Below are 20202 nucleotides of genomic sequence, written 5' to 3'. Positions count from 1 at the left end.
CTTCAGTTCTTCACGAGGCGTGTGCAGGAATTGTTGCGAGGATTGTCACGCTTCTCGCTGAAAAGATGGTGTAACGGGCGGAACCCGGCCCGCCAGGTTTGAAGGCGCGGTGGTCGTCCCTCACAATGATGGTTGTCGCGGAGTTAGGAGTGGCCTGCTCCATAGCAGCACGGAGAGACGACCATGAAGCAGTTATGCCGGCATCGACGTATCACTGGAATACTAAGCTTCACGATATCGAGATGAGCCTCCGGGGCATCCTGCGCGGCTTCGGCCTGAAGGCAGGGCGACGACGCGACGCACTTACGCGGGGCGCATCCGCGAACTGATTGCCGGCCATTCGACCCTGGAGGCGATCGGGACGGCACTATTGAAGGTGCGCCACGCGCTTGTGAATGAATTTGCAGGCTTTGAGCGCAAGCTGCGCGCCATCGCCCGCCAGGATGAGAACGCACAGCGGCTGATGACGACGCCCAGCGTTGGCGTCCTGGTGGCGCTGACGTTTGTGGCGGCCGTCGATGCGCCGGAGCGCTTCCGCTCATCCCGCGCGGTGGGGCCGCACTTCGGATTGACGCAACGCCTGGAGAATCTAATCCAAGTGCAACAATGACGGGTGGAGGGTAGGGGATTACCCGCAATCGCGCAAATGGGCCATGAAGACCTCGGCGGGCGTGCGGTAACCAAGGCATTTCCTGGGCAGTGAATTGAGATGGTGGGCGAGGGCGACCAGTTGCGGCTGGTTGACGGCGGACAGGTCCGTATCGCTCGGCACAAAGCGACGGATGCGCTTGTTGGTGTTCTCGACCGCGCCTTTCTGCCACGGTGAATTCGGATCGCAAAACCAGCTCCTGGCGCCGAGTCCATCTTCCAAAGCCTTGAAACCGCGAAACTCGGTACCACGGTCGAAGGTGAAGCTCTGCCGGGCAAAGGCGGGTAGCGGTGAGAAGGCATCGATGATCTTGTCGATGAGCGGACGAGAGTGACGGCTGCCATTCTTGATCATCACCGTGTAGCGGCTCTTGCGCTCGACCAGCGAGGTGACATTGGCTTCACCAAGGTCGCGCCGGAAGATCAGGAGATCACCCTCCCAGTGGCCGAACTGAGAGCGATCGGCAATGAAATCAGGGCGTTGGCTGATCCTGCAGTCCAACGGGATCGAGCCGTCACGGGGTTTGCGGGAGCGGCGTGGGCGGCGCTTACGACGGCCTTCCGGCAGATGCTGATAGAGCTCCAGCGCATAATCTTCCTTGCTATAGATGAAGCGATAGATCGTCTCGGTGCAGACGCGGACGGCGCTCACACCATCGGCAAGCAGACGGCCGGCGATCTGCTCCGGCGACCAAAGTGCCTTCAGCTGCTCGATGACCAGTTCGCGCAATTGCGGGTGGCGGCTGAGCTTGCGCAGCCGTCGCCGACGCTCCTTCGAGATGTCGTTGGCGATACCGCTGTAATAGCCGCTGTATTCCGGAAACTCGGCATCATGAAAGGTATTGCGCTTCAGTTCACGATAGATCGTCGATCGATGCCGACCGAGTTGGCGGGCGATCTCACCGACAGGAACTTTGCGTTCCACGAGCTGATGCAAACGTCGTCGATCGGAAAGGGTGAGTTGCGAATAGCAAAGCGACATCCAAAAATCTCCAAGGCGAAGCCTTTGTTTTTATTGGCATGTCGCACTTGGAAATAGAATGTACCGCCCGTTACAGAAGGATCGCATAATGTATCGCCTGGAACAGCGGTTTGCTCGTGGAGCTCCGGCGCGTTGTCGGCGCCGGTGCCGAAAGCGCCGACAACGCACATACCCGAGCCGCCGCCCTTAAGCCGTTGGAGCACGCTTATCGGCCAAGAGCCGGATCCTGCGACCCACTTCGCTTGACCACTGCCGTCATGCACGGTGGCGGTCCCCATCCGTAAAGAGTAAAATGCAAACGGGGAGGGGCCTCCATGCGCCATCTTTTCGCCGCTGCTGCACTTGCATTCGCGCTTGCATCCCAGAGTGAGGCGGAAGTCCTGATCGGCGTCGCTGGCCCGATGAGCGGTAAGCTCGCCTGGACCGGCACCCAGCTTAGGCGCGGTGCGGAGATGGCCGTTGCCAATATCAATGCCGCAGGCGGTGTGCTCGGCCAGCAGGTTCGGCTGATCGTGGCCGACGACTTCTGCGATCCTCGGCAGGCGCTTGCGGCCGCCGAGAAGCTGGTCGCAGACGGTGCAGTCTTCGTCATCGGGCATTACTGCTCCGGAGCCTCCATCCCTGCATCGAAGATCTATGCGGCCGCTGGCGTTCTGCAGATTTCGCCGTCCTCGACCAATCCGATGTTGACTGAGCAAGGGCACGCCAATGTCTTCCGCGTCTGCAGTCGCGACGATGCCCAGGGCCACAAGGCCGGCAACTATCTGGCGGACCACTGGGGCGACAGCAAGATTGCGATCCTTCACGACAACACGACCTATGGGAAGGGACTTGCCGACGAGACGAAGAAGCAACTCAACAAGCGGGGCGTGACCGAAGCGGTTTATCAAAGCTACACGCCCGGAAAGGACGATTACTCGGTTGAGGTCGCCGCGTTGCAGACGGCACATATCGCGGTGCTTTATCTTGGGGGTTATCATACGGAGGCAGCCCTTATGGTCCGCGCCGCGCGCGACCGCGCCTACCCGGTCCAGCTTATCTCGGGCGACGACACCGCGACCGAGGCATTTGGCCTTATTGCCGGCCCTGCCGCCGAGGGGACGCTCTTCACCTTTGTCGCCGACCCGCGTCGAAATGCTGAGGCCGCGGAGGTCGTCGAGCGCTTTAGGGCTGAAAACTTCGAGCCGGATTCCTGGACGCTCCACAGCTACGGCGCTGCCGAGATCTGGGCTCAAGCGGTCACGAAGGCGAACTCGCTTGACCTTCAGGCGGTGATAGCGGCGCTGCGCGAAGACCAATTCGATACGGTGCTGGGCCGGATCGACTTTGATAAGAAGGGCGATCTCACAGTCCAAAGCTGGGTATGGTATGTTTGGAAAAGTGGCGAGTACGTGCCTGTTGAGTAACCCGCAGGTTTGCCTAATTGGAGCCGATCAAAGGGTAAAAAACATGTAGCAACTGAAGAAGCTACGGCGAGATCGGTGCGTCCGAAGACACGACGGCGCTGTAGGCGCTGATCGCAGCAGCTCGCCTTATGAGAAGAGTTCCTTGCGGACCATGTTGGCCGCCTTCAGCCGGAAGCTAGGGGGTGCCGCGATGTTTGACCGTCTCGGCGTTCGTGGCAGATTGTTGTTCGCTTTCTTCGGCATCAGCGCCTTTGCGGTGCTTGCGACCGTAGGCGCCTTGTATGCCTTTCTTGAGCTCAGTCAGGTGCTCGAACGAGTAACGGAGCGCCGGGCCCCGTCCGCGCTCGCGTCCCTCGAACTCTCCCGCCATGCTGAACGTGTCGCCGCCACCGCGCCGGCTTTCCTAGCTTCGACCAGTAGGGCCCGGCACAGCGAGGTCTCGGCCGCGATAGGCAGCGAGATGGCGCGACTCGAAGAGCTACTAGCGGCTCTAAAGGGAGCGACACTGAGCTCGGGGGTGGTCAGCGAGATCGAAGACGCGGTGGTCGGGCTCAGGCGCAACTTGCATGCTCTCGACGACCTCGTCACCGTCCGCCTTGCTGCCGTCGCACGCAAGGAGGAACTTCTGCGTCGCCTGTCGGCAACGACAAATGCTAGCCAGCGCCTCGTCGCGCCCGGTATTCTCGTTATGAATTCCAAAGTGCCGCGATGGCGGGCAGCCACAGCCGATGCAGTGACGACGCCAGAGGCAGAGGCCGCGGCCACAAGAGACCTGGCGCGAGCGATCGCCGCCTACATCCCACAGCAGACCGCGCAGCGGGAGATCGCGGCAATCAACGACACGCTTCTGCAGGCCGCTGTCGCGCCGACGCCAGGCGACCTGTCGCTGATTTCATTCCCCCTGCGGCGCTCGATCGAGACGCTCGAGTCGGTGACCCCCGAATTCGATGAGCAATTGCGCAAGCGTTTTCAGCAGCTCGTAGACCAGTTCGAGGCGCTGATCGACGGCCAGAGAAGCATCCCGAACGCGCGTAACGAAGAGCTCGCGGTTGTGGCAGAGGGCGAGAAGTTAGTGGTGGAGAACGATAAGCTGTCGCGGAAGCTCACTCTGGCCGTGGACCGCCTGGTGGCGGCGGCCAAAGGCGACATCGCCGAGGCGGGCTCGGAAGCCGCAACGGTTCGGCGCTATGGTACTGGGGTCGTGCTTGGCTCCGCCCTTCTGAGCCTCTTGAGTTCGGTCCTGATCGTCTGGCTCTATGTCGACCGCAATCTTCTTGCACGCCTTACTGGCCTAAGCCATAGCATGCTTGCCATCGCCGCTGGCGACCTTCGGGTGCCGTTACCGCAGACCCGTGGCGACGAGATCGGCCGTATGGCCAAGGCTCTTCGCGTATTCCGCGATACGGCGATCGAGGTCGAGGAGAAGAACCTGCGCACTGTGGCTGAAGCCCGCCAGCGCCTTATCGACGCGATTGAAAGCATATCGGAGGGCTTCGCCTTTTATGACAGCGAAGATCGGCTTCTCGTCTGCAACAGTCGATATCGCGACATTCTTTACCCGGGGATGGATGACGCAGTCGTTTCCGGAACCCATTTCGAGGCGATCATCCGCGCGGCAGCGGAGCGTGGCTTGATAGAGGATGCGATCGGGCGGGAGCAAGAATGGCTCGCCGAGCGCCTCGAAGCACATCGCAATCCGACCGGAACACTCCTTCAGCAGCGCGGTCCAGATCGCTGGATCCAGATCAGCGAACGCCGGATTTCGGGCGGCGGCACCGTCGCGGTCTATTCCGACATCACGGAGCTCAAGCGCCGTGAGCAGGACCTCTCCGAAAAATCAGTTGCGCTCGAGGCGCTCTCCGCCAAGCTTGCCAAATACCTCGCGCCGCAGGTGTATAACTCGATCTTCAGCGGCAAACAGGACGTTAGGATCGAAAGCCGGAGGAAGAAGCTGACGATCTGTTTCTCCGACATTGCGGCATTCACGGAAACAACCGACAAGATGGAGTCCGAGGAACTGACCCAGCTCCTCAATCAGTATCTGACGGAAATGTCGAAGATTGCTCTGTCCTTCGGGGCTACGATCGATAAGTACGTAGGCGACGCCATATTAATGTTCTTCGGCGACCCCGAAACACGCGGCATTAGGGAGGACGCGATCGCCTGTGTCTCGATGGCACTCGCCATGCAGGAGCGGATGGGTGAACTCGGCGAAACCTGGCGCAGCGTCGGTATAGAGATGCCACTGCGCTGCCGGATCGGCATTCATACTGACTACTGCACGGTCGGCAATTTCGGCAGCGAGGACCGGATGGACTATACGATCATCGGCGGCGCCGTGAACCTCGCCGCCCGACTTGAAGAGGAGGCCGCGCCCGGCTCAGTGCTCATCTCCTACGAGACCTTCGCGCAGGTGAAGGACCTGATCCATTGCGAGGAGACCGGCCGTGTCCGCATCAGGGGAATAGCCTATCCAGTCGCGACTTATCGCGTCGTCGACTTCAAGGCGAATCTGACCACGGGCTGCAGTTCCATTCGAACCGAGCTGCCCCATCTGAGGATCGAGGCGGAGCCGGAACTCATGTCGACCGGTGAGCGCGAGGTGGCCGTGACCGCCCTTCGCGAAACACTCGACCGACTTTGTCGTTAGACAGAATTGCCAGCGCAGAACGAACCAGATTCTCGCTAATCGCGTGCTTGTTCGCAGGACCAAAGGTACCTCCACCGGCGCTGGTGCGGAAGATGTAAGTGGCCCATGGTTCGGACCCGGTCAAGGCGAGGGATAAGCTCGGCCCTAACCGCGAACGAAGCCGTCGGCGAGCTGGAAGAGCCGACGTCTGGCGGCTGCGCGGCTCAGGTTTGGTTGCGCCGACAAGCGCACCTTTGATGGCTCCATCGAAGCACGCGGTGCGGCTGGAACAGTCCGATCGGGCCCGGAAGGAAGCCTTCGCCACCCAAAACTGACCCAAACCGCCGCGCGCTGTTGATCGTTGCAGGGCAGGGGACGACACAACTAAGATACCGCAAGCTGTAGAAGATGGCCGCTGGTGAGAGCCTTTACCGAGATCGAGTTCCGTTCGGAATAATCACTCTGCAGCTTCGACGAAGCGGTGGCGTTCGTAGAGGAACTTCAGCACCGACTCGCGACATGTCAGGTAAGTTCGCTCGGAGGCGAGCTCAATGCGACGACGCGGACGCGCGAGCGGCACGTGGAGGATTTCACCGACTCGTGCAGAGGGTCCATTGGTCATCATGACGATGCGGTCCGAAAGCAGGACCGCTTCGTCGACGTCATGCGTGATCATCAGCACCGTATTGCCGAGCGTCGCGTGAATCTGCATGACCTGGTCCTGCAGATGCGCGCGGGTCAGGGCGTCGAGCGCCCCGAAGGGCTCGTCGAGAAGCAGCACCTTCGGTTCCATGGCAAGCGCCCGGGCGATGCCGACGCGCTGCTTCATGCCGCCGGAGACCTCTGAGGGGTGCTTCTCGGCGGCATGCGCCATCTGCACTAGCTCGAGGTTGCGCATCGTCCATTCATGGCGTTCCTGCTTGTTGCGGGTTCTCGAAAACACCTTGTCGACGGCCAGCCGGACGTTTTCGTAGACCGTGAGCCACGGCAGCAGCGAGTGGTTCTGGAAGACGACGGCGCGGTCCGGTCCAGGTTCGTCGACGACCTTGCCGTCGAGGAGGACGACGCCGGTCGTCGCCTGTGTCAGCCCACCGACGATGTTAAGCAGGGTCGACTTGCCGCAGCCAGAATGGCCTATGATCGAGATGAATTCACCCTTGTCGACAGTAAGTGAGACCTGTTTGAGAACCTCGGTGCGCGTTCCGCCGCGTTCGAAGCTCTTGTCCAGGAGTTCAAGTGAAAGATAGCTCTTGGTCATCGGGCTTCCCTCTCTAAGCGTTTGCAGTGCCGCGGGTGACGGCGCGGCCGATGAGTGCGATGAGGCGGTCGAGAAGAAAGCCGACAACGCCGACATAGATGAGGGCCACGATGATGTCGCTGATCAGCGACGAGTTCCACGCATCCCAGATGAAGAAGCCGATGCCGACGCCGCCGATCAGCATCTCGGCCGCCACGATCGCCAGCCAGGAGAGACCGATGCCGATCCTAAGACCGGTGAAGATGTAGGGGGCAGCGGCCGGCAGCATGATCTTGCCGAAATATTCGAAGCCGTTCAGTCGCAGCACCTTGGCGACGTTTTGGTAATCCTGCGGAATGTTGCGGATGCCGACCGCGGTGTTGATGATGATCGGCCAGATCGCCGTGATGAAGATGACGAAGATTGCCGAAGGGGTGCCATCCTGGAAGGCGGCGAGTGAAAGCGGCAGCCAGGCGAGCGGCGGCACGGTGCGAAGCACCTGGAAGATCGGATCGAGGCCGCGCATCGCGAGCACGCTCTGGCCGACGAGCGTCCCAAGCGCGACGCCGACCGCCGCAGCCATCGCGTAGCCCAGCGCGACGCGCTGCAGGCTGGCGAACACGTGCCAGAACAGACCCTGATCGACACCCTGACCGATGTAGAAGGGATGTGCGATCAGTTCCCAGCTTTCCTCGAGGACACGCGACGGGGCCGGAAGGCTCGATTCAGGCGACGAGCAGATGAGCTGCCAGGCAAGGGTGAAGAACGTCAGTGTGACGAGCAGCGGCAAGAGGTTGGTGACCGTCTGGGTGACAAAGCGCGACAGACGGCCATCGATGCCGCGGCTCGCCGTCTGCCCGAGAGCGATGACCTGAGCGGAGGTCTGCGGAGTCGCCTGGGGTTTGAGCTTGAGATTGGTGACGGACATGCCGTTCTCCTAGGGGGTTAATCGAAGGCGGCCGGGAAGGGACCCGGCTGCCGATGCGGCATCAGGCGATGCGGCTGATTGCCAGGCTCTTCAGGTACGTTTCGGGATTTGCGGGATCGAAGACCTTGCCGTCGAAGAAGGTCTCCGGCCCGCGCGAAGTGGAGGCGGGGATGTCGGAGATGCCGAGGTCCTTTGCCGCTTCGCGCCAGATGTCCTCACGGTTGACCTTGGCGATCAGCCCCTTGATGTCCGTATCCGATGCAAGCTTGCCCCAGCGGATATTCTCGGTGAGGAACCAGGCGTCATGGCTCTGGAACGGGTAGGACGCGTGTTCGCGCCAGAATTTCATGAAGTGGGGGCTGTTCTCCACGATCTTGCCGTTGCCGTAGTCGTATTCACCTTTCAGCCGATCGACGATGTCCTTTGGCGGCACGTTGAACCAGCTGCGCTTGCCGACGATCTTGGCGAGTTCGTCCTTGTTCGCCATATCGTCGCACCACTGCGCGGCTTCCTCGATGGCCATGACCAGCGCCTTGACGGCGCGCGGGTTCTTCTCGACCCAGTCGGCGCGCATGGCGAAGGACTTCTCCGGATGCTCGGCCCAGATCTCGGCGGTGTTGACAGCGGTGTAGCCGATCTTCTGGTTGACGAGTTGCTCGTTCCAGGGTTCGCCGACGCAGAAACAGTCCATGGTGCCGACCTTCATGTTGGCGACCATCTGCGGCGGCGGGACGACGATGGTCTCGACATCCTTGTCCGGGTCGATGCCGGCGGCGGCGAGCCAATAGCGGATCCAAAGGTCGTGTGTACCGCCCGGGAAGGTCATGGCGACCTTGGCGGCCTCGCCACCGGCCTTCTTCTTGGCGAAGGCATCTTTCAGCACCGAGGCGTCGATGCCGACCTTCAGATCGGCATAGGCTGCACCGACCGAGATCGCCTGCGCGTCGAGATTGAGGCGGGCGAGGATCGCCATCGGCAGTGGCTGGTTGTTCTGCGTCACCTTGCCAGTCGAGATGAGATAGGGCATCGGAGTCAGGATATGGGCGCCGTCGATACCGGCGCCGGCCGAGCCGAGCACCAGATTGTCGCGGGTCGTGCCCCAGGAGGCCTGCTTCACCACCTCGACCTCGGTCATGCCGTACTTGTCGAACAAACCCTTCTCTTTGGCGATGATCAGCGGGGCTGAATCGGTCAGCGCGATGAAGCCGAGGGTGGCCTTCGCGGTCTCGGGACCGGCGCCCTGGGCGAAGGCCCCGGAGGGCAAAAGCGTTCTCGCTGCGCCGACCATGGCGGCCGTCGCGGTGGTCTTCAGCACGCTGCGGCGGGTCAGGCCGCCGAACAAAGTCTTGGTCATGCGCACGTTCCCTCAATGTGGTGGCCGGTCGAAAGCCGACAAAAAAACGCCGCTTGGGCATTGCGCTCCTGGGTTGGGAAGGAAACCCATGGAGGCAAGGACCTTGCGACGTCGGTGTCTTTGGCAGGCGCTATCGGCGCCTGAGCTCGCTTCAATCGCCGTTGATCAAAGCAATGATAAAAAGCAAGGCCCATGCCAGTTTTGGGCGGTCACGATATCCCTTTGAATCTAATAAGTAATGGGTGGTTCAGGCGCCTGCTCAAAAAAGCAACATTAGCAAATCACGATGAAATGTTGTGCGCTGCAGCGCAGGTTAAGTCGTCATCCGGCGTAGAAAAGCGGCGGTGCCGTTGAAATGTCGTTGAGCGAGCCTGTCAAGCCGCCAGGGCGGCCATTGCCTGGGAAAACATGCTGATGTCGGTGTATCCCGTGAATGCTGTTTGCCTCGTTGCCGACTGCGCGGAAGAGTGACCCGTTCCAACCACGACGAGATCCAAGGTGACGCGGGAAAGACGAGGGGCCCGAAGGTCAGTTGGTCGAGCGGAACGCATAGCTAAAAGGCGTACTGATCTGAAACTGTGAAAAAACCCCGCTCATGGCGGGGTGAGTTGCGCATCCAGTCGCCTTCGGCGGATGCGTGGCAAGCGCCGCCACAACTTGCGTCTACACCAGCAGCGCGCCACCGGCGCGCGATTTTGTGCATTGCGCGGCCTCTATCGCCAGTAACTTCGGCCCTTTTCGCTTGACGATCGACCCATAGTATAACCGACCGCGAAGGCAATGGCGCCGACTGTGAGCGCCAATCCTGTTGCAGTGCATGGGTGATCTGCGGCCCCTACCACGACAGCGTTCGCTTCGCGGCCAACTGCGCCGCTGGCTACCTTAGCTATCTTTCGGACACCCGTGGGCGGTTCGGTCGGCTTCCCGGTGAAGCCGGCGCTCAGTTCGTCGTTCGCCATGTTGTTTCTCCTGCTAGGGAAGGAGGAACCGACGACGGACGGGGAGGTTCCGGACATCACGCACCGACCCCCAACCCCCGGATTCTAGCAAGTCAAACTCAAGCGCAAGATCAATCTGACCACCGGCAGGAGCGGACTGATTCTCCGGCCGACAGCGAGCGGCTTTTGCCCTTACTGGAGCGCCACATCCTTCTATGGCGAGGCGCCGCGGCAGGCGGGCGCCGACGGCGGCTATGCGAGCCGTGAAAACATACCCCAGGCCAAGGCCTGGGGTATGCGCGATATGGCCTTCCATAAGAAGAGCGGCCGCCTCCGGATCAAAGATATGGTCAGGAGCCGCTGGGTGTATCGCAAGCTCAGAAACTTCCGGGCCGGCATCGAAGCCGGCATTTCCGGCCTGAAGCGGACCTATGGCCTGGCCCACTGCACCTGGCGCGGGCTCCACCACTTCGAGACCTACGTCTCGTCCTCGGTGGTCGCCTACAATCTCGCCCTCTTCGCCCGTCTCAGGCCAACCTGACGATGCTGGCACAGGAAGCCAGCCCGCCGAAGACGAAGTTCATCGATGTCCTCGGACAAAACGGCCTTCCGCGAATGGATTTTTACGCTAGATTCGAGTTATAGTTTCGCAGGCGAGCTGTGGCTGGCGCGGATCGGACGGATATAAAGCTAAAGATTGTTAGTTTGGCGCGAAATGCATGAAATCGAGTTATACCTTGATTTTCTTACAAATCAGCACACCATGATGGATGTATGGCTTCGTAAGCGCCCCCCAGCGGGCGCGTACGAGGTAGAGAGCGAAGGCATAACTTAATGGCACTGAGAAGCGCAAATATTTTGTTCAAGGATGAAACCGCGGGCACGTTGGTCGAAACGGCCAACGGCGGAACGCGCTTCGCCTATCATTCAGACTGGAATAAAGGCAATATCGCGTGCTGCTTCCCCTCCACGCAACGCGAACATGAATGGAAGGTCGGCCTGCATCCGTTTTTCCAGCACCTCGGCCCGGAAGGATGGTTACGCGAACAACAGGCACGTTCGGCACATATCGTCGAAGAAGACGACCTTGGGCTGCTCCTTCGTTACGGTGCAGACTGTATCGGGGCCGTCAGCATCCGGCCGCCGGACGATGCCGCACAGCTCCCGGAAATCACCGAAGCCACCGTCAGTCCCGGACGCACGGTTTCAGGTGTGCAGAAGAAACTGCTTGTCACCAAGGACGATGAAAACAGGTTTGTTCCCGCGAGTGCGACGGGATCAGCGCTCTATATCGCTAAATTCAATTCCGACCGAATAGACAACCTCGTTCGAAATGAACTCCTGAGCCTGCGGTGGACCGCCGCCGTCCTTGGCGAAAGGGAAGTGACCGGGTTCACGGCCTCGCTCACCGCGGTTGTTGACGAAACGGCGCTCATTGTTACCCGCTTCGACCGGAGACCGAACGGCGAGAAACTGCGCCTCGAAGACTGTGCGCAGATCCTCAGCAAGCCCAAGGGACAGGACTACGCAGGCAAGTATGATGCGGCCTACGAGGATATTGCCGCGATCATTCGTCAGCACTCATCGCGCGCGCCAATCGACCTGTTGCGGTTTTTCAATCGCCTGATTGTCTTCACCCTGATCGGGAATTGCGATGCCCACCTGAAAAACTTCTCCCTTCTGGAAACGCCGACGGGCTTACGGCTATCCCCCGCCTACGATGTGGTGAACACCGCATTTTATGACGGGTTCGACCAAACATTGGCGCTGTCAATCGGCGGTGAGAAAATCCATCTGGAAGCGGCCAACCAGGCAATTTTCCGCGCCTTCGGCAAGGAGATCGGCCTGCCGGACAGGGCCATCGACCAGACATTCAAACAGCTAAAGCGGCAGGTGGAGAAGGCTGCATCCATTATCCGTCCGCCCGACGCGGAGCCGGCGGATGGCTTCGTGCATAGATTCAAGGAGATCGTGGACAACTCATGCCTGAGAATACTGGAAACATAGCTCCGCTTGCGTGGCAACGGTACGTGGAAGAAACCTTGCGCCGTCGCAAGGCGGAAGGTCTTACACAAAAACATCATTCGGCTTTGGCGGGTGTCAGCCATCCGACAATGGCTGCGTTCGAGCGTGGTGAAACGACCCTGACACTGGCGAAAGCCCTCGACATCCTGCGCGTCGTTGGTTTGGTGGATGAGCCTACCGAGGGGGACACGCAAGCCCGGTTCGTGCGCGATGCATTTGAGCGTTGGCGTAATCTGGTTGCTCCGCTCCCCCAGGATTCGCCTGCGCGGTTTCCAAATGGCTGGTATCGGTTCGACTACTGGCTTGAGGGCGATCTCAAGATGTCGGAGCTGACCGCCTTTGAACGCATTCTTGAAAAGGCCGTAGTTCGGAAAACGGGCTGGCCGCCGTTCTGGCTTCCGACACGCGAGGCTATTCAGCCGCGTGAAGTTGATGGACTGATTGAATGTTGGCTTGCTCCGCAAGGCGAGGAAGTCGAGCGCGGGTTCAATGATCCTGCGCATTGCGATTTCTGGCGTGCGGCCCCTTCGGGGCGCATGTTCCTGATCCGCGGTTATCAGGAAGATGGTGCGGAGACGTTCCCCGCCGGAACGATCCTCGACACGACGCTTCCCCTATGGCGGATGGGTGAGGTTCTGTTGCACGCGGAAAAGCTTGCGTCGCTCCTTCGCAAAGATGCCGATACAGCCGTGACGGTTCATTTCCGCGTCATGTTCACGGGCCTGCGCGGTCGCGTGTTGCGCTCCTGGGCTAACCCGCTGAGTGATCTGCTTGTCGAAGGTCATGCGGCACGAAGCGATGAAGCCGTGCTGGAGGCAAACTTTTCTGCCAACGATATCGAGAGCCGATTGGCCGAATGCATGCTCCCGTTGTTGACGTCGCTCTATGAGAGGTTTGGCGTGGCAGGGCTTTCGCTCAACCGCGTCGAGGCGGAAGTGCAACGCTTGTTGAATAGCCCCATCAGCAAAGAACGTCGTCCGCGCCGCTAGCGGTGACCGCAAACCGCTTGGGATGGCGCAAAGACCGCAATCTGCGGACTCGGCCACGACAGCATGATTCAAGCGGAGAGCTATTTAATCTGGTACGCAAGGCGGCGTTGCACAAACGCCGGCTTTGAACCCTCAAGAATCTTCACGATAGCGTCATTGATACGCGGATTTTCGATAGACCCGGATTCATAAGTAAACTTGTAGCCAGCCGCTTTGTCCAAAGTCACGTAAAGTACCTGCTCGGCAACCGCCCCAACCGCCAGGTTAGGATTGTGCGTGTCCAAAATCACTTGCCCCCTCTTCCTGGCCTAGCGAATGCAGTTCGCCAGCACAGTAAATATGCTGTCGTTGTCAAGATTATCTTGTTGCCGGATCGGCCTGATTTTCCAGATCAACGATTTCGATATTGAGTTCGCGAAGCCGGACCTTGAGGGCGCTGATATCGCTCTTGCTGTGAACGGTTTTAAGCTCTTCAAGCTCCGCGAAGGTTGACTTCCCCATACGATCAGATTCCTCGGCTATCGAGGTTATGCTGTTTTTGGTTGATAAAGGCCATGTCGACAGGAACTGTCGGCCCCGAATTCGCAGGATCCAAATCGACTTCCCGCGACGAAACCAGTCAGTTTTGCGGCGCGCACGCCGGATCGCGCTCAGCCGACTGTCTCGAAACGCAGTCTGTCACGGCGATCTTCTGCTTGCCATCCGACCGTCCCATCGCCGCGCCGACGTGGTTGGCGTAGTTGCCCCTGGTATGCGGATCGATGGCGGCGACCGGAGCAGCGAGGATCAGGCCGGCAGCGCTGCCAGCTGCTGCGGCGGCTCCCGTCGTGCCCGCAATGAGATGGTCTCCGAGACCGATCCGGCTGTCGGTCAGTGGCTGACCTTCGGAGATGCGAGCCCCAATGAGCCGGACGACTTCCGGGGACTCGGCGAACTTGCCGTGATGCATGCCGTCGCCTGCCTTGATCTTGGTAAGATCGATGACGGTGATCTCGTTGTTCGCCAATTCCTGCTTGTAGGGGTCGGCCTCGGGGTCGATCGAACCGAGCCGGGGAATGTCGCCCCAGACCCTGCGCGAGAAGGCAAGAGCCCGGTCGTCACGGGATACGAACAGGGTGAACCGGGGGTGCTGGCTTGGACTTGCGCGTTGAACCGGTGGTGGTCTCGGTGCCGGCGGTCGACAAGGAGCGCTATTACTCGGTTCAGCTCATTGACGGCAACACCTACAATTTCGGATATATCGGCTCTCGCGCCACCGGGACCGAGCCAGGCTCCTATCTCGTTGTCGGACCCGACTGGAAAGGCGAGAAGCCCAAGGGCATCAAGCAGGTCTTCCGATCGACCACCCCGTTCGTATTCGCCAACTTTCGGACCCAGCTTATCAACGTAGAAGACATGCCGAACGTGGAAAAGGTGCAGGCCGGCTACAAGGCGCAGCCGCTTTCCGCATTCCTGAAGCAACCCGCCCCGACCGCCGCGCCGGAGATCGCGTTCGTTCCAGCCACCACCGCCGGGATCAAGGACAACTTCTTCCAATATCTCGACGCGGCCCTGCAATTCGTTCCCGAGACCTTAAGGGACAATGCTATTCGCGCGAAACTTGCGAAGATTGGCATCGGCCCGGGCAAGACCTTCGAGTTCAAGGAACTATCGCTCGAACACAAAGCCGAGATGCTGATAGGCGTGAAGCAGGGTGACGATAAAATCAACAAATGGCTGGCCAGCGGAAACAAACCCATCAACGGCTGGAACGTCAGCTCGCTTCTCGGCGACGAGGTCTTCTTCAACGGCGATTGGTTGAGGCGGGCCGGAGCTGCAAAGGCTGGCCTCTATGGCAACGATGCAGTAGAGGCCATGTACCCCTTCACCAGAACGGATGCGACCGGGGAACCGCTCGACGGCAGCAAGCACAAGTACACACTCACCTTTCCACCCGGCCAGTTGCCGCCTGTGAATGCGTTCTGGTCCGTTACGATGTATGACGGCAAGAGCCAGTTCCTGGTCAAGAACCCGATCAATCGCTACCTCATCAATTCTCCGATGTTGCCGGGGATGAAGACGGAGCCGGACGGCTCGGTGACGCTGTACATTCAAAAAGACAACCCCGGTGCGGGCAAGGAAGCAAATTGGCTTCCGGCCCCGGATGGCCCAATCTATCTGGTGATGCGGCTATATTGGCCGAAGACTACGCCACCCTCGATCCTTCCTGCGGGCAAAGGAACATGGCAGCCACCCGGCGTGAAACGGGTCTCTTAGAGACATGCCGGCACGGTTCAGCCAATTGCGGGCGAAACTTGGCCTCGCCCCGGAAGCCCTCTCACGCGCCTCTTCGGCGCTTCGCCACGGAGTCACATCTTTCGGTGAGTCCCGTCCCAGAAGACTGCGGTTGGCTGATCTCCTAACCACGTCACGCGCGGATGGGGGGAACCATGTGCCGTGCCCCGGAGCACCGAACCACAAGTCTAGGTGCGTATCGGCAAAAGATCGGCTGAAGCCTTGATTTGTTCCCTCGGGAAATAGATGATCGTTGTCAGGGGCCGTTCATGACGAGGGAGCAACTTCATGGGACAGTTGACGAGGCGTGAACGGGACCTGGCCGCGGCAATACTGCTCGTCCTGGCTATTGTCGGTATTGCCATGGCGGCGGCCGGCCGGTTCGACCCGCTCGGAGTACACGGAGCGGTTGTCCTCCTTTATAGCCTTGCATTGCTGTACCTCATCATGTCCAGCTCGTTTGGGCCTCCCCCGGACCCGTCGCGCATCTCGCGCTACTACGACGATCCCATCAAGGTCGGCGTCTGGTTCACACTGTTCTGGGCGATCTTCGGCATGTTCATCGGCGTCTGGGCGGCGGCGCAGCTTGCTTGGCCGAGCCTCAATTTCGACACGGCCTGGGCGAGCTTCGGACGGATCAGACCCGCTCATACAACCGGGGTCATTTTCGGGTTCGGCGGCAACGCCCTGATTGCAACGTCGTTCCATGTTGTTCAGAGGACCTCGCGCGCCCGGCTGGCAGATCAACTCAGTCCGTGGTTCGTGCTGTTCGGCTACAACCTCTTCTGCATCCTGGCAGTGACCGGCTATTTCATGGGTGTGACGCAATCGAAGGAATATGCCGAGGCGGAATGGTATGCCGACTTCTGGCTCGTCATCGTCTGGGTCACCTATTTCGTCCTCTACATCCGAACGCTGGCGCGCCGCAGGGAGCCGCACATCTACGTCGCCAACTGGTACTACATGGCCTTCATCGTGGTCGTGGCGATCCTGCACATCATCAACAACCTGGCAGTTCCGGTCTCGCTCGGCCATGCCAAGAGCTACACGATCTGGGCGGGCGTGCAGGACTCGATGGTGCAGTGGTGGTACGGGCACAATGCGGTCGCCTTCTTCCTGACGGCAGGCTTCCTGGCGATGCTCTACTACTACCTGCCGAAACGAGCCGAGCGGCCCATCTTTTCCTACCGGCTGTCGATCCTCAGCTTTTGGGGCATAACCTTCTTCTACATGTGGGCCGGCTCCCACCACCTTCACTACACGGCCCTGCCGCACTGGGTACAGAACCTCGGAATGACGTTCTCGGTGATGCTGCTGGTTCCCTCATGGGCATCGGCCGGCAACGCCCTGCTGACGCTGAACGGGGCCTGGCACAAGGTTCGCGACGACGCGACGCTGCGTTTCATCATGATGGCCGCCTTCTTCTACGGGCTCTCGACCTTCGAGGGATCGTTCCTCGCGGTCCGCCCCGTGAACTCGCTGTCGCACTATACCGACTGGACAGTCGGCCATGTCCATGCGGGGGCTCTGGGATGGGTGGCGTTGATCACCTACGGCTCGCTCTACACGCTCGTGCCAGCGATCTGGAAGCGCGAGAGGATGTATTCGGCAGCCCTCGTCGAGGTCCATTTCTGGCTCGCCTTCGCCGGCACCGTAATCTACGTCTTCGCAATGTGGAACTCGGGCATCATCCAGGGCCTGATGTGGCGGACCTATACGGGGGAGGGGACGCTCGCCTATTCATTCGTGGATTCCCTCGTGGCGATGTACCCCTACTATATCGCCCGTGCCTTCGGCGGCCTGCTGTTCCTAATCGGAGCTGTCGTTGCCACCTACAACATCTGGATGACCGTTCGCGGCGTCCCAGCTCTGGCTGAACGGCACGACGATGTTCCGGTCGCCGCACCGTTGCCAGAAGGCGCGGCATCGGGACCGGCGGAGTAGGAACATGCGCGAACTTATTCATCGAAAGCTCGAGCGGACCGCCATCGGCTTCGTGCTGGCGATCATCTTGGCGGCAAGCGTCGGCGGCATCGTGGAGATCGCTCCGCTCTTCACCATCGACGAGACGGTGGAGGACGTCGAGGACATGCGTCTCTACACGCCGCTAGAACTCGCCGGTCGCAACATCTACATCCGTGAAGGCTGCTATGCGTGCCACAGTCAGATGATCCGCACGCTGCGGGACGAGGTGGAGCGCTACGGGCCCTTCTCGCTGGCGGTCGAATCCAAATATGACCACCCGATGCTCTGGGGATCGAAGCGGACTGGACCGGATCTCGCCAGGGTAGGAGGCAAATATTCCGATTTCTGGCATGTAGCCCATCTCACCAATCCGCGGGACGTCGTGCCGGAGTCGAACATGCCGGCCTATGCGTGGCTGGCGCGGACGCCGCTCCGGCTGGACGATCTCGGCTCCCATCTGGAGGCGCAGCGAAGCGTCGGAGTGCCCTATACCGACGAGATGATCGAGAACGCCGCGCGGGACGCCTTCGGTCAGGCGGTGCCCGACAGCGAGCAGTCTTCCGGCGTGACGGAACGCTATGGGGAGGAGACGCAGGTCAGCGCCTTCGACGGGGTGGCAACTCGGGTCACGGAGATGGATGCGCTCGTCGCCTATCTGCAGGTCCTCGGACGGCTGACCAAGGCGGCATACCAGAACACCGCGGCGCCGGAACAGGTACCCGACCCCAGCGATTGAGCGAGAAAGGACAACGTCGTCATGGACGTGACCCACGAGACATTGGTGGAGGCGGCGAAGACCTGGGGGCTCTTCTACCTCATCGGGTTCTCGATCTGCGTGATCGTCTACGCGTTCTGGCCCGCTAACCGCGAGCGTTTCGATCGTGCCAAGAGGGACATTCTCGATGAGGACGACCAGCCATGGACGTAGAGGAAGTCGATCCGATCAGCGGCCGCAAGACCACGGGACATGAGTGGAACGGCATCAAGGAACTGGACACGCCGGTTCCCCGAGGAGTGCTGCTTTTCCTGGTCGTCACCCATGTCTTCGCACTGATCTGGTGGGTGCTGCTGCCGACGTGGCCGCTCGGCACTACCTATACGAGGGGCCTGCTAGGAATCGACGAGCGGAACGTCGTCGAAGAGAAGCTTGCCGCCGCGGCTGCAGCCAGGGCGGTTTGGGAGAAGAGGATTGATACGCTCTCCTACGAGCAGATAAGGGCGGACGAGCAGTTGATGGAGACTGTCCGCTCCACCGGCCATCAGTTGTTCGGCGACAACTGCGCCGTCTGCCACGGCGTCGACGGAAAGGGCCGGAGCAATTATCCGGATCTGACCGACGACGATTGGCTTTGGGGCGGCGGACCGGAGGATATCGCACAGACCCTCAGGGTCGGCATCAACACGCGCCATCCCGAAAGCCGCGTTGCGCAGATGCCCTCTTTCGGACGCGACCAGATGCTCGAACGCAATCAGGTCCGCGACGTCGCCGCCTATGTCTATTCGCTGACCAATCCCGGATACTCCACGCCTGAGAACATTGGCCGGATCGAGGCGGGCAGGGAAGTGTTCCTCACCACTTGCGCCGCCTGCCACGGCGAGGACGCGAGAGGCAGTCGGGAGGTCGGCGCTCCGAACCTGACCGACGCCTATTGGATCTATGGCGGCACGATGCAGGGTATCATCGAATCCGTCCACGGCGGGCGCCAAGGTCATATGCCGACATGGGACGAGCGGCTGACACCCGCGGAGATCAAGATTTTGGCGCTCTACGTCAACTCTCTGGGCGTGGAGAAACCGTGATGACGAAAGCTGCCGCGAGACGAAGCAGATCGCTCCTAGCCTGGTGGGGCCTCGTCGCCGCGGCCATCTTTCTCGGTGCCAACGCCCACATGCTTTACATCGCGATCGACAGCGATCCCGGATGCGTCGCTCACCTGAAGGAAACGGGATCGGCTCCGGGACGGTACAGGGCCGCGAAATCATCCTGCTGACGTTATCGTGCACCCGTGGAGAGACATATGTCAGGGACTGGAAAGTTACAGCGGTGGGTAGGCGAGGTCTCAGGCATAGAGGAGACCTGGAATCCGAAGTGGCAACGCCATCTGCCGGCCCAGGCACCCTTTGAGTGGCTCGCGAAAGGTTGGCGTGACCTGATCACGTATCCGATGCTCAGCCTGAGCTACGGGGTGGCCGTCTTTGTGGTTTCCTTCCTGATCATCTGGCTCCTGTTCGCCACCGGACGCGACTATTTCCTGTTCCCCGCAGTTGCAGGTTTTATGATCATCGCGCCGCTGTTCGCGACGGGGCTCTATTTGAAGAGTTCGCGCCTCGAGCGATCCGAGCCGGTCAGTCTCGGGAGCATGCTGCGCGTCAGGCCGGTGGCCGGCGCCCAGGTGTTCTTTACCGGGCTTCTGCTCTGCATGCTCATGCTGCTGTGGATGCGCGCGGCCGTGCTCATCTATGCCTTGTTCTTCGGGGTGCGGCCGTTTCCCGGCCTAGGGCATGTCACGCAACTGCTGCTAACGACGCCCACCGGCTGGGCCATGCTTGCAGTCGGCATTTTCATCGGCGCGCTTTTTGCCGGATTTTCCTTTGCTATCAGCGTGTTCTCCATACCGATGCTGCTCGACCAGCGCATCGATGCGTTCACGGCAATGGGCGTCAGCGTGGCGCTTGTCTGGAACAACCTCCGTCCGATGCTCGTCTGGGGCGCGATCGTGCTAGGGATGTTCCTGGTCAGCGTAGCCACGGCGATGATCGGTCTTGTTGTGATCTTCCCCTTGCTCGGGCATGCCACCTGGCACGCCTACAGAGCGTTGCGCTAGCC

At 60.5% G+C, this 20202-nt stretch carries 17 protein-coding genes and 4 pseudogenes; 13 read left to right on the top strand and 8 right to left on the bottom strand.

The genetic code is table 11. The annotated features are described in order from the left end of the window. Positions 1 to 376: 376 nt before the first annotated feature. Positions 377 to 610 carry a transposase gene (locus tag JOH52_RS35535; protein ID WP_234705664.1) on the top strand — a complete coding sequence of 78 codons (234 nt, stop codon included), beginning with the start codon at positions 377 to 379 and terminating at the stop codon, positions 608 to 610. A gap of 18 nt (positions 611 to 628) precedes the next feature. Here JOH52_RS35535 and JOH52_RS30370 read toward each other — a convergent pair whose 3' ends face one another. Further along, the gene (locus tag JOH52_RS30370) at positions 629 to 1630 is read right to left on the bottom strand and encodes an IS30 family transposase (protein WP_014531093.1); all 1002 of its coding nucleotides are present in this window, start codon (positions 1628 to 1630) and stop codon (positions 629 to 631) included. Positions 1631 to 1944: 314 nt separating this feature from the next. Between JOH52_RS30370 and JOH52_RS30365 the strand changes: the two genes are divergently transcribed. Both JOH52_RS30365 and JOH52_RS30360 read left to right on the top strand, forming a co-directional pair. Beyond that, positions 1945 to 3036 carry a branched-chain amino acid ABC transporter substrate-binding protein gene (locus JOH52_RS30365; RefSeq protein ID WP_014531894.1) on the top strand — a complete coding sequence of 364 codons (1092 nt, stop codon included), beginning with the start codon at positions 1945 to 1947 and terminating at the stop codon, positions 3034 to 3036. A 190-nt stretch (positions 3037 to 3226) separates the two neighbouring features. After that, entirely contained in the window at positions 3227 to 5686 is a 2460-nt protein-coding gene (locus JOH52_RS30360) for an adenylate/guanylate cyclase domain-containing protein (RefSeq protein WP_014531893.1), read from the top strand. A gap of 436 nt (positions 5687 to 6122) precedes the next feature. On the opposite strand, the gene JOH52_RS30355 is transcribed toward JOH52_RS30360, so the two are convergent. From JOH52_RS30355 to JOH52_RS35530, 4 genes are all read right to left on the bottom strand, one after another. After that, positions 6123 to 6923, bottom strand: coding sequence for an ABC transporter ATP-binding protein (locus JOH52_RS30355; RefSeq protein WP_014531892.1), 801 nt, complete (start codon positions 6921 to 6923; stop codon positions 6123 to 6125). Positions 6924 to 6936: 13 nt separating this feature from the next. Next, positions 6937 to 7830 (bottom strand): nitrate ABC transporter permease, encoded by an 894-nt coding sequence (gene ntrB / locus JOH52_RS30350; RefSeq protein WP_014531891.1) that lies wholly within the window; start codon positions 7828 to 7830, stop codon positions 6937 to 6939. A 61-nt stretch (positions 7831 to 7891) separates the two neighbouring features. Continuing rightward, complete coding sequence (locus JOH52_RS30345; protein WP_010967301.1) at positions 7892 to 9184, bottom strand: CmpA/NrtA family ABC transporter substrate-binding protein; 1293 nt, start codon at positions 9182 to 9184, stop codon at positions 7892 to 7894. A 713-nt stretch (positions 9185 to 9897) separates the two neighbouring features. Then, positions 9898 to 10143 carry a hypothetical protein gene (locus JOH52_RS35530; protein ID WP_080567590.1) on the bottom strand — a complete coding sequence of 82 codons (246 nt, stop codon included), beginning with the start codon at positions 10141 to 10143 and terminating at the stop codon, positions 9898 to 9900. Between the two features lie 106 nt (positions 10144 to 10249). Between JOH52_RS35530 and JOH52_RS30340 the strand changes: the two are divergent. From JOH52_RS30340 to JOH52_RS30330, 3 genes and pseudogenes are all read left to right on the top strand, one after another. Continuing rightward, positions 10250 to 10663: pseudogene (locus tag JOH52_RS30340) on the top strand (transposase); the annotation flags it as partial. A gap of 293 nt (positions 10664 to 10956) precedes the next feature. Next, positions 10957 to 12129 carry a type II toxin-antitoxin system HipA family toxin gene (locus tag JOH52_RS30335; protein ID WP_014531887.1) on the top strand — a complete coding sequence of 391 codons (1173 nt, stop codon included), beginning with the start codon at positions 10957 to 10959 and terminating at the stop codon, positions 12127 to 12129. A gap of 23 nt (positions 12130 to 12152) precedes the next feature. Continuing rightward, on the top strand, positions 12153 to 13136 hold the full coding sequence (locus tag JOH52_RS30330; protein WP_017266938.1) for a helix-turn-helix domain-containing protein: 984 nt from the start codon (positions 12153 to 12155) through the stop codon (positions 13134 to 13136). 80 nt (positions 13137 to 13216) lie between these two features. Here JOH52_RS30330 and JOH52_RS30325 read toward each other — a convergent pair. The 3 genes and pseudogenes from JOH52_RS30325 to JOH52_RS30315 form a co-directional block, all read right to left on the bottom strand. Beyond that, a pseudogene (locus tag JOH52_RS30325) lies at positions 13217 to 13501 on the bottom strand (hypothetical protein); the annotation flags it as partial. Next, positions 13494 to 13637: a hypothetical protein gene (locus tag JOH52_RS30320; protein WP_017266937.1), complete on the bottom strand. Its 144-nt coding sequence runs from the start codon at positions 13635 to 13637 to the stop codon at positions 13494 to 13496. The pseudogene JOH52_RS30325 and the gene JOH52_RS30320, both read right to left, overlap by 8 nt. 118 nt (positions 13638 to 13755) lie before the next feature. Then, positions 13756 to 14271, bottom strand: a pseudogene (locus JOH52_RS30315) (alpha/beta hydrolase); the annotation flags it as partial. Here JOH52_RS30315 and JOH52_RS30310 point away from each other — a divergent pair. The 7 genes and pseudogenes from JOH52_RS30310 to JOH52_RS30280 form a co-directional block, all read left to right on the top strand. Further along, positions 14271 to 15392 (top strand): annotated as a pseudogene (locus JOH52_RS30310) (DUF1254 domain-containing protein); the annotation flags it as partial. The pseudogenes JOH52_RS30315 and JOH52_RS30310 sit on opposite strands and share 1 nt — an antisense overlap. A 306-nt stretch (positions 15393 to 15698) precedes the next feature. Next, positions 15699 to 17354 carry a cytochrome-c oxidase, cbb3-type subunit I gene (gene ccoN / locus JOH52_RS30305; protein ID WP_017266936.1) on the top strand — a complete coding sequence of 552 codons (1656 nt, stop codon included), beginning with the start codon at positions 15699 to 15701 and terminating at the stop codon, positions 17352 to 17354. A gap of 4 nt (positions 17355 to 17358) precedes the next feature. Continuing rightward, the gene (gene ccoO / locus JOH52_RS30300) at positions 17359 to 18111 is read left to right on the top strand and encodes a cytochrome-c oxidase, cbb3-type subunit II (protein ID WP_014531880.1); all 753 of its coding nucleotides are present in this window, start codon (positions 17359 to 17361) and stop codon (positions 18109 to 18111) included. A gap of 21 nt (positions 18112 to 18132) precedes the next feature. Then, positions 18133 to 18303 carry a CcoQ/FixQ family Cbb3-type cytochrome c oxidase assembly chaperone gene (locus JOH52_RS30295; RefSeq protein WP_014531879.1) on the top strand — a complete coding sequence of 57 codons (171 nt, stop codon included), beginning with the start codon at positions 18133 to 18135 and terminating at the stop codon, positions 18301 to 18303. Further along, positions 18294 to 19175 carry a cytochrome-c oxidase, cbb3-type subunit III gene (gene ccoP / locus JOH52_RS30290; RefSeq protein WP_014531878.1) on the top strand — a complete coding sequence of 294 codons (882 nt, stop codon included), beginning with the start codon at positions 18294 to 18296 and terminating at the stop codon, positions 19173 to 19175. The genes JOH52_RS30295 and ccoP overlap by 10 nt, the downstream gene beginning before the upstream one ends. Further along, positions 19175 to 19366 carry a hypothetical protein gene (locus JOH52_RS30285; RefSeq protein WP_014989860.1) on the top strand — a complete coding sequence of 64 codons (192 nt, stop codon included), beginning with the start codon at positions 19175 to 19177 and terminating at the stop codon, positions 19364 to 19366. The genes ccoP and JOH52_RS30285 overlap by 1 nt, the downstream gene beginning before the upstream one ends. A 27-nt stretch (positions 19367 to 19393) precedes the next feature. Further along, entirely contained in the window at positions 19394 to 20200 is an 807-nt protein-coding gene (locus JOH52_RS30280; protein ID WP_014531877.1) for a DUF2189 domain-containing protein, read from the top strand. Positions 20201 to 20202: the final 2 nt, after the last annotated feature.

It is taken from the genome of Sinorhizobium meliloti, from assembly GCF_017876815.1.
Taxonomy (GTDB): Bacteria; Pseudomonadota; Alphaproteobacteria; order Rhizobiales; family Rhizobiaceae; genus Sinorhizobium; species Sinorhizobium meliloti.
The sequence above is the reverse complement of the archived record's forward strand: the minus strand, read 5'-3'. Positions and strand labels throughout refer to the sequence as shown.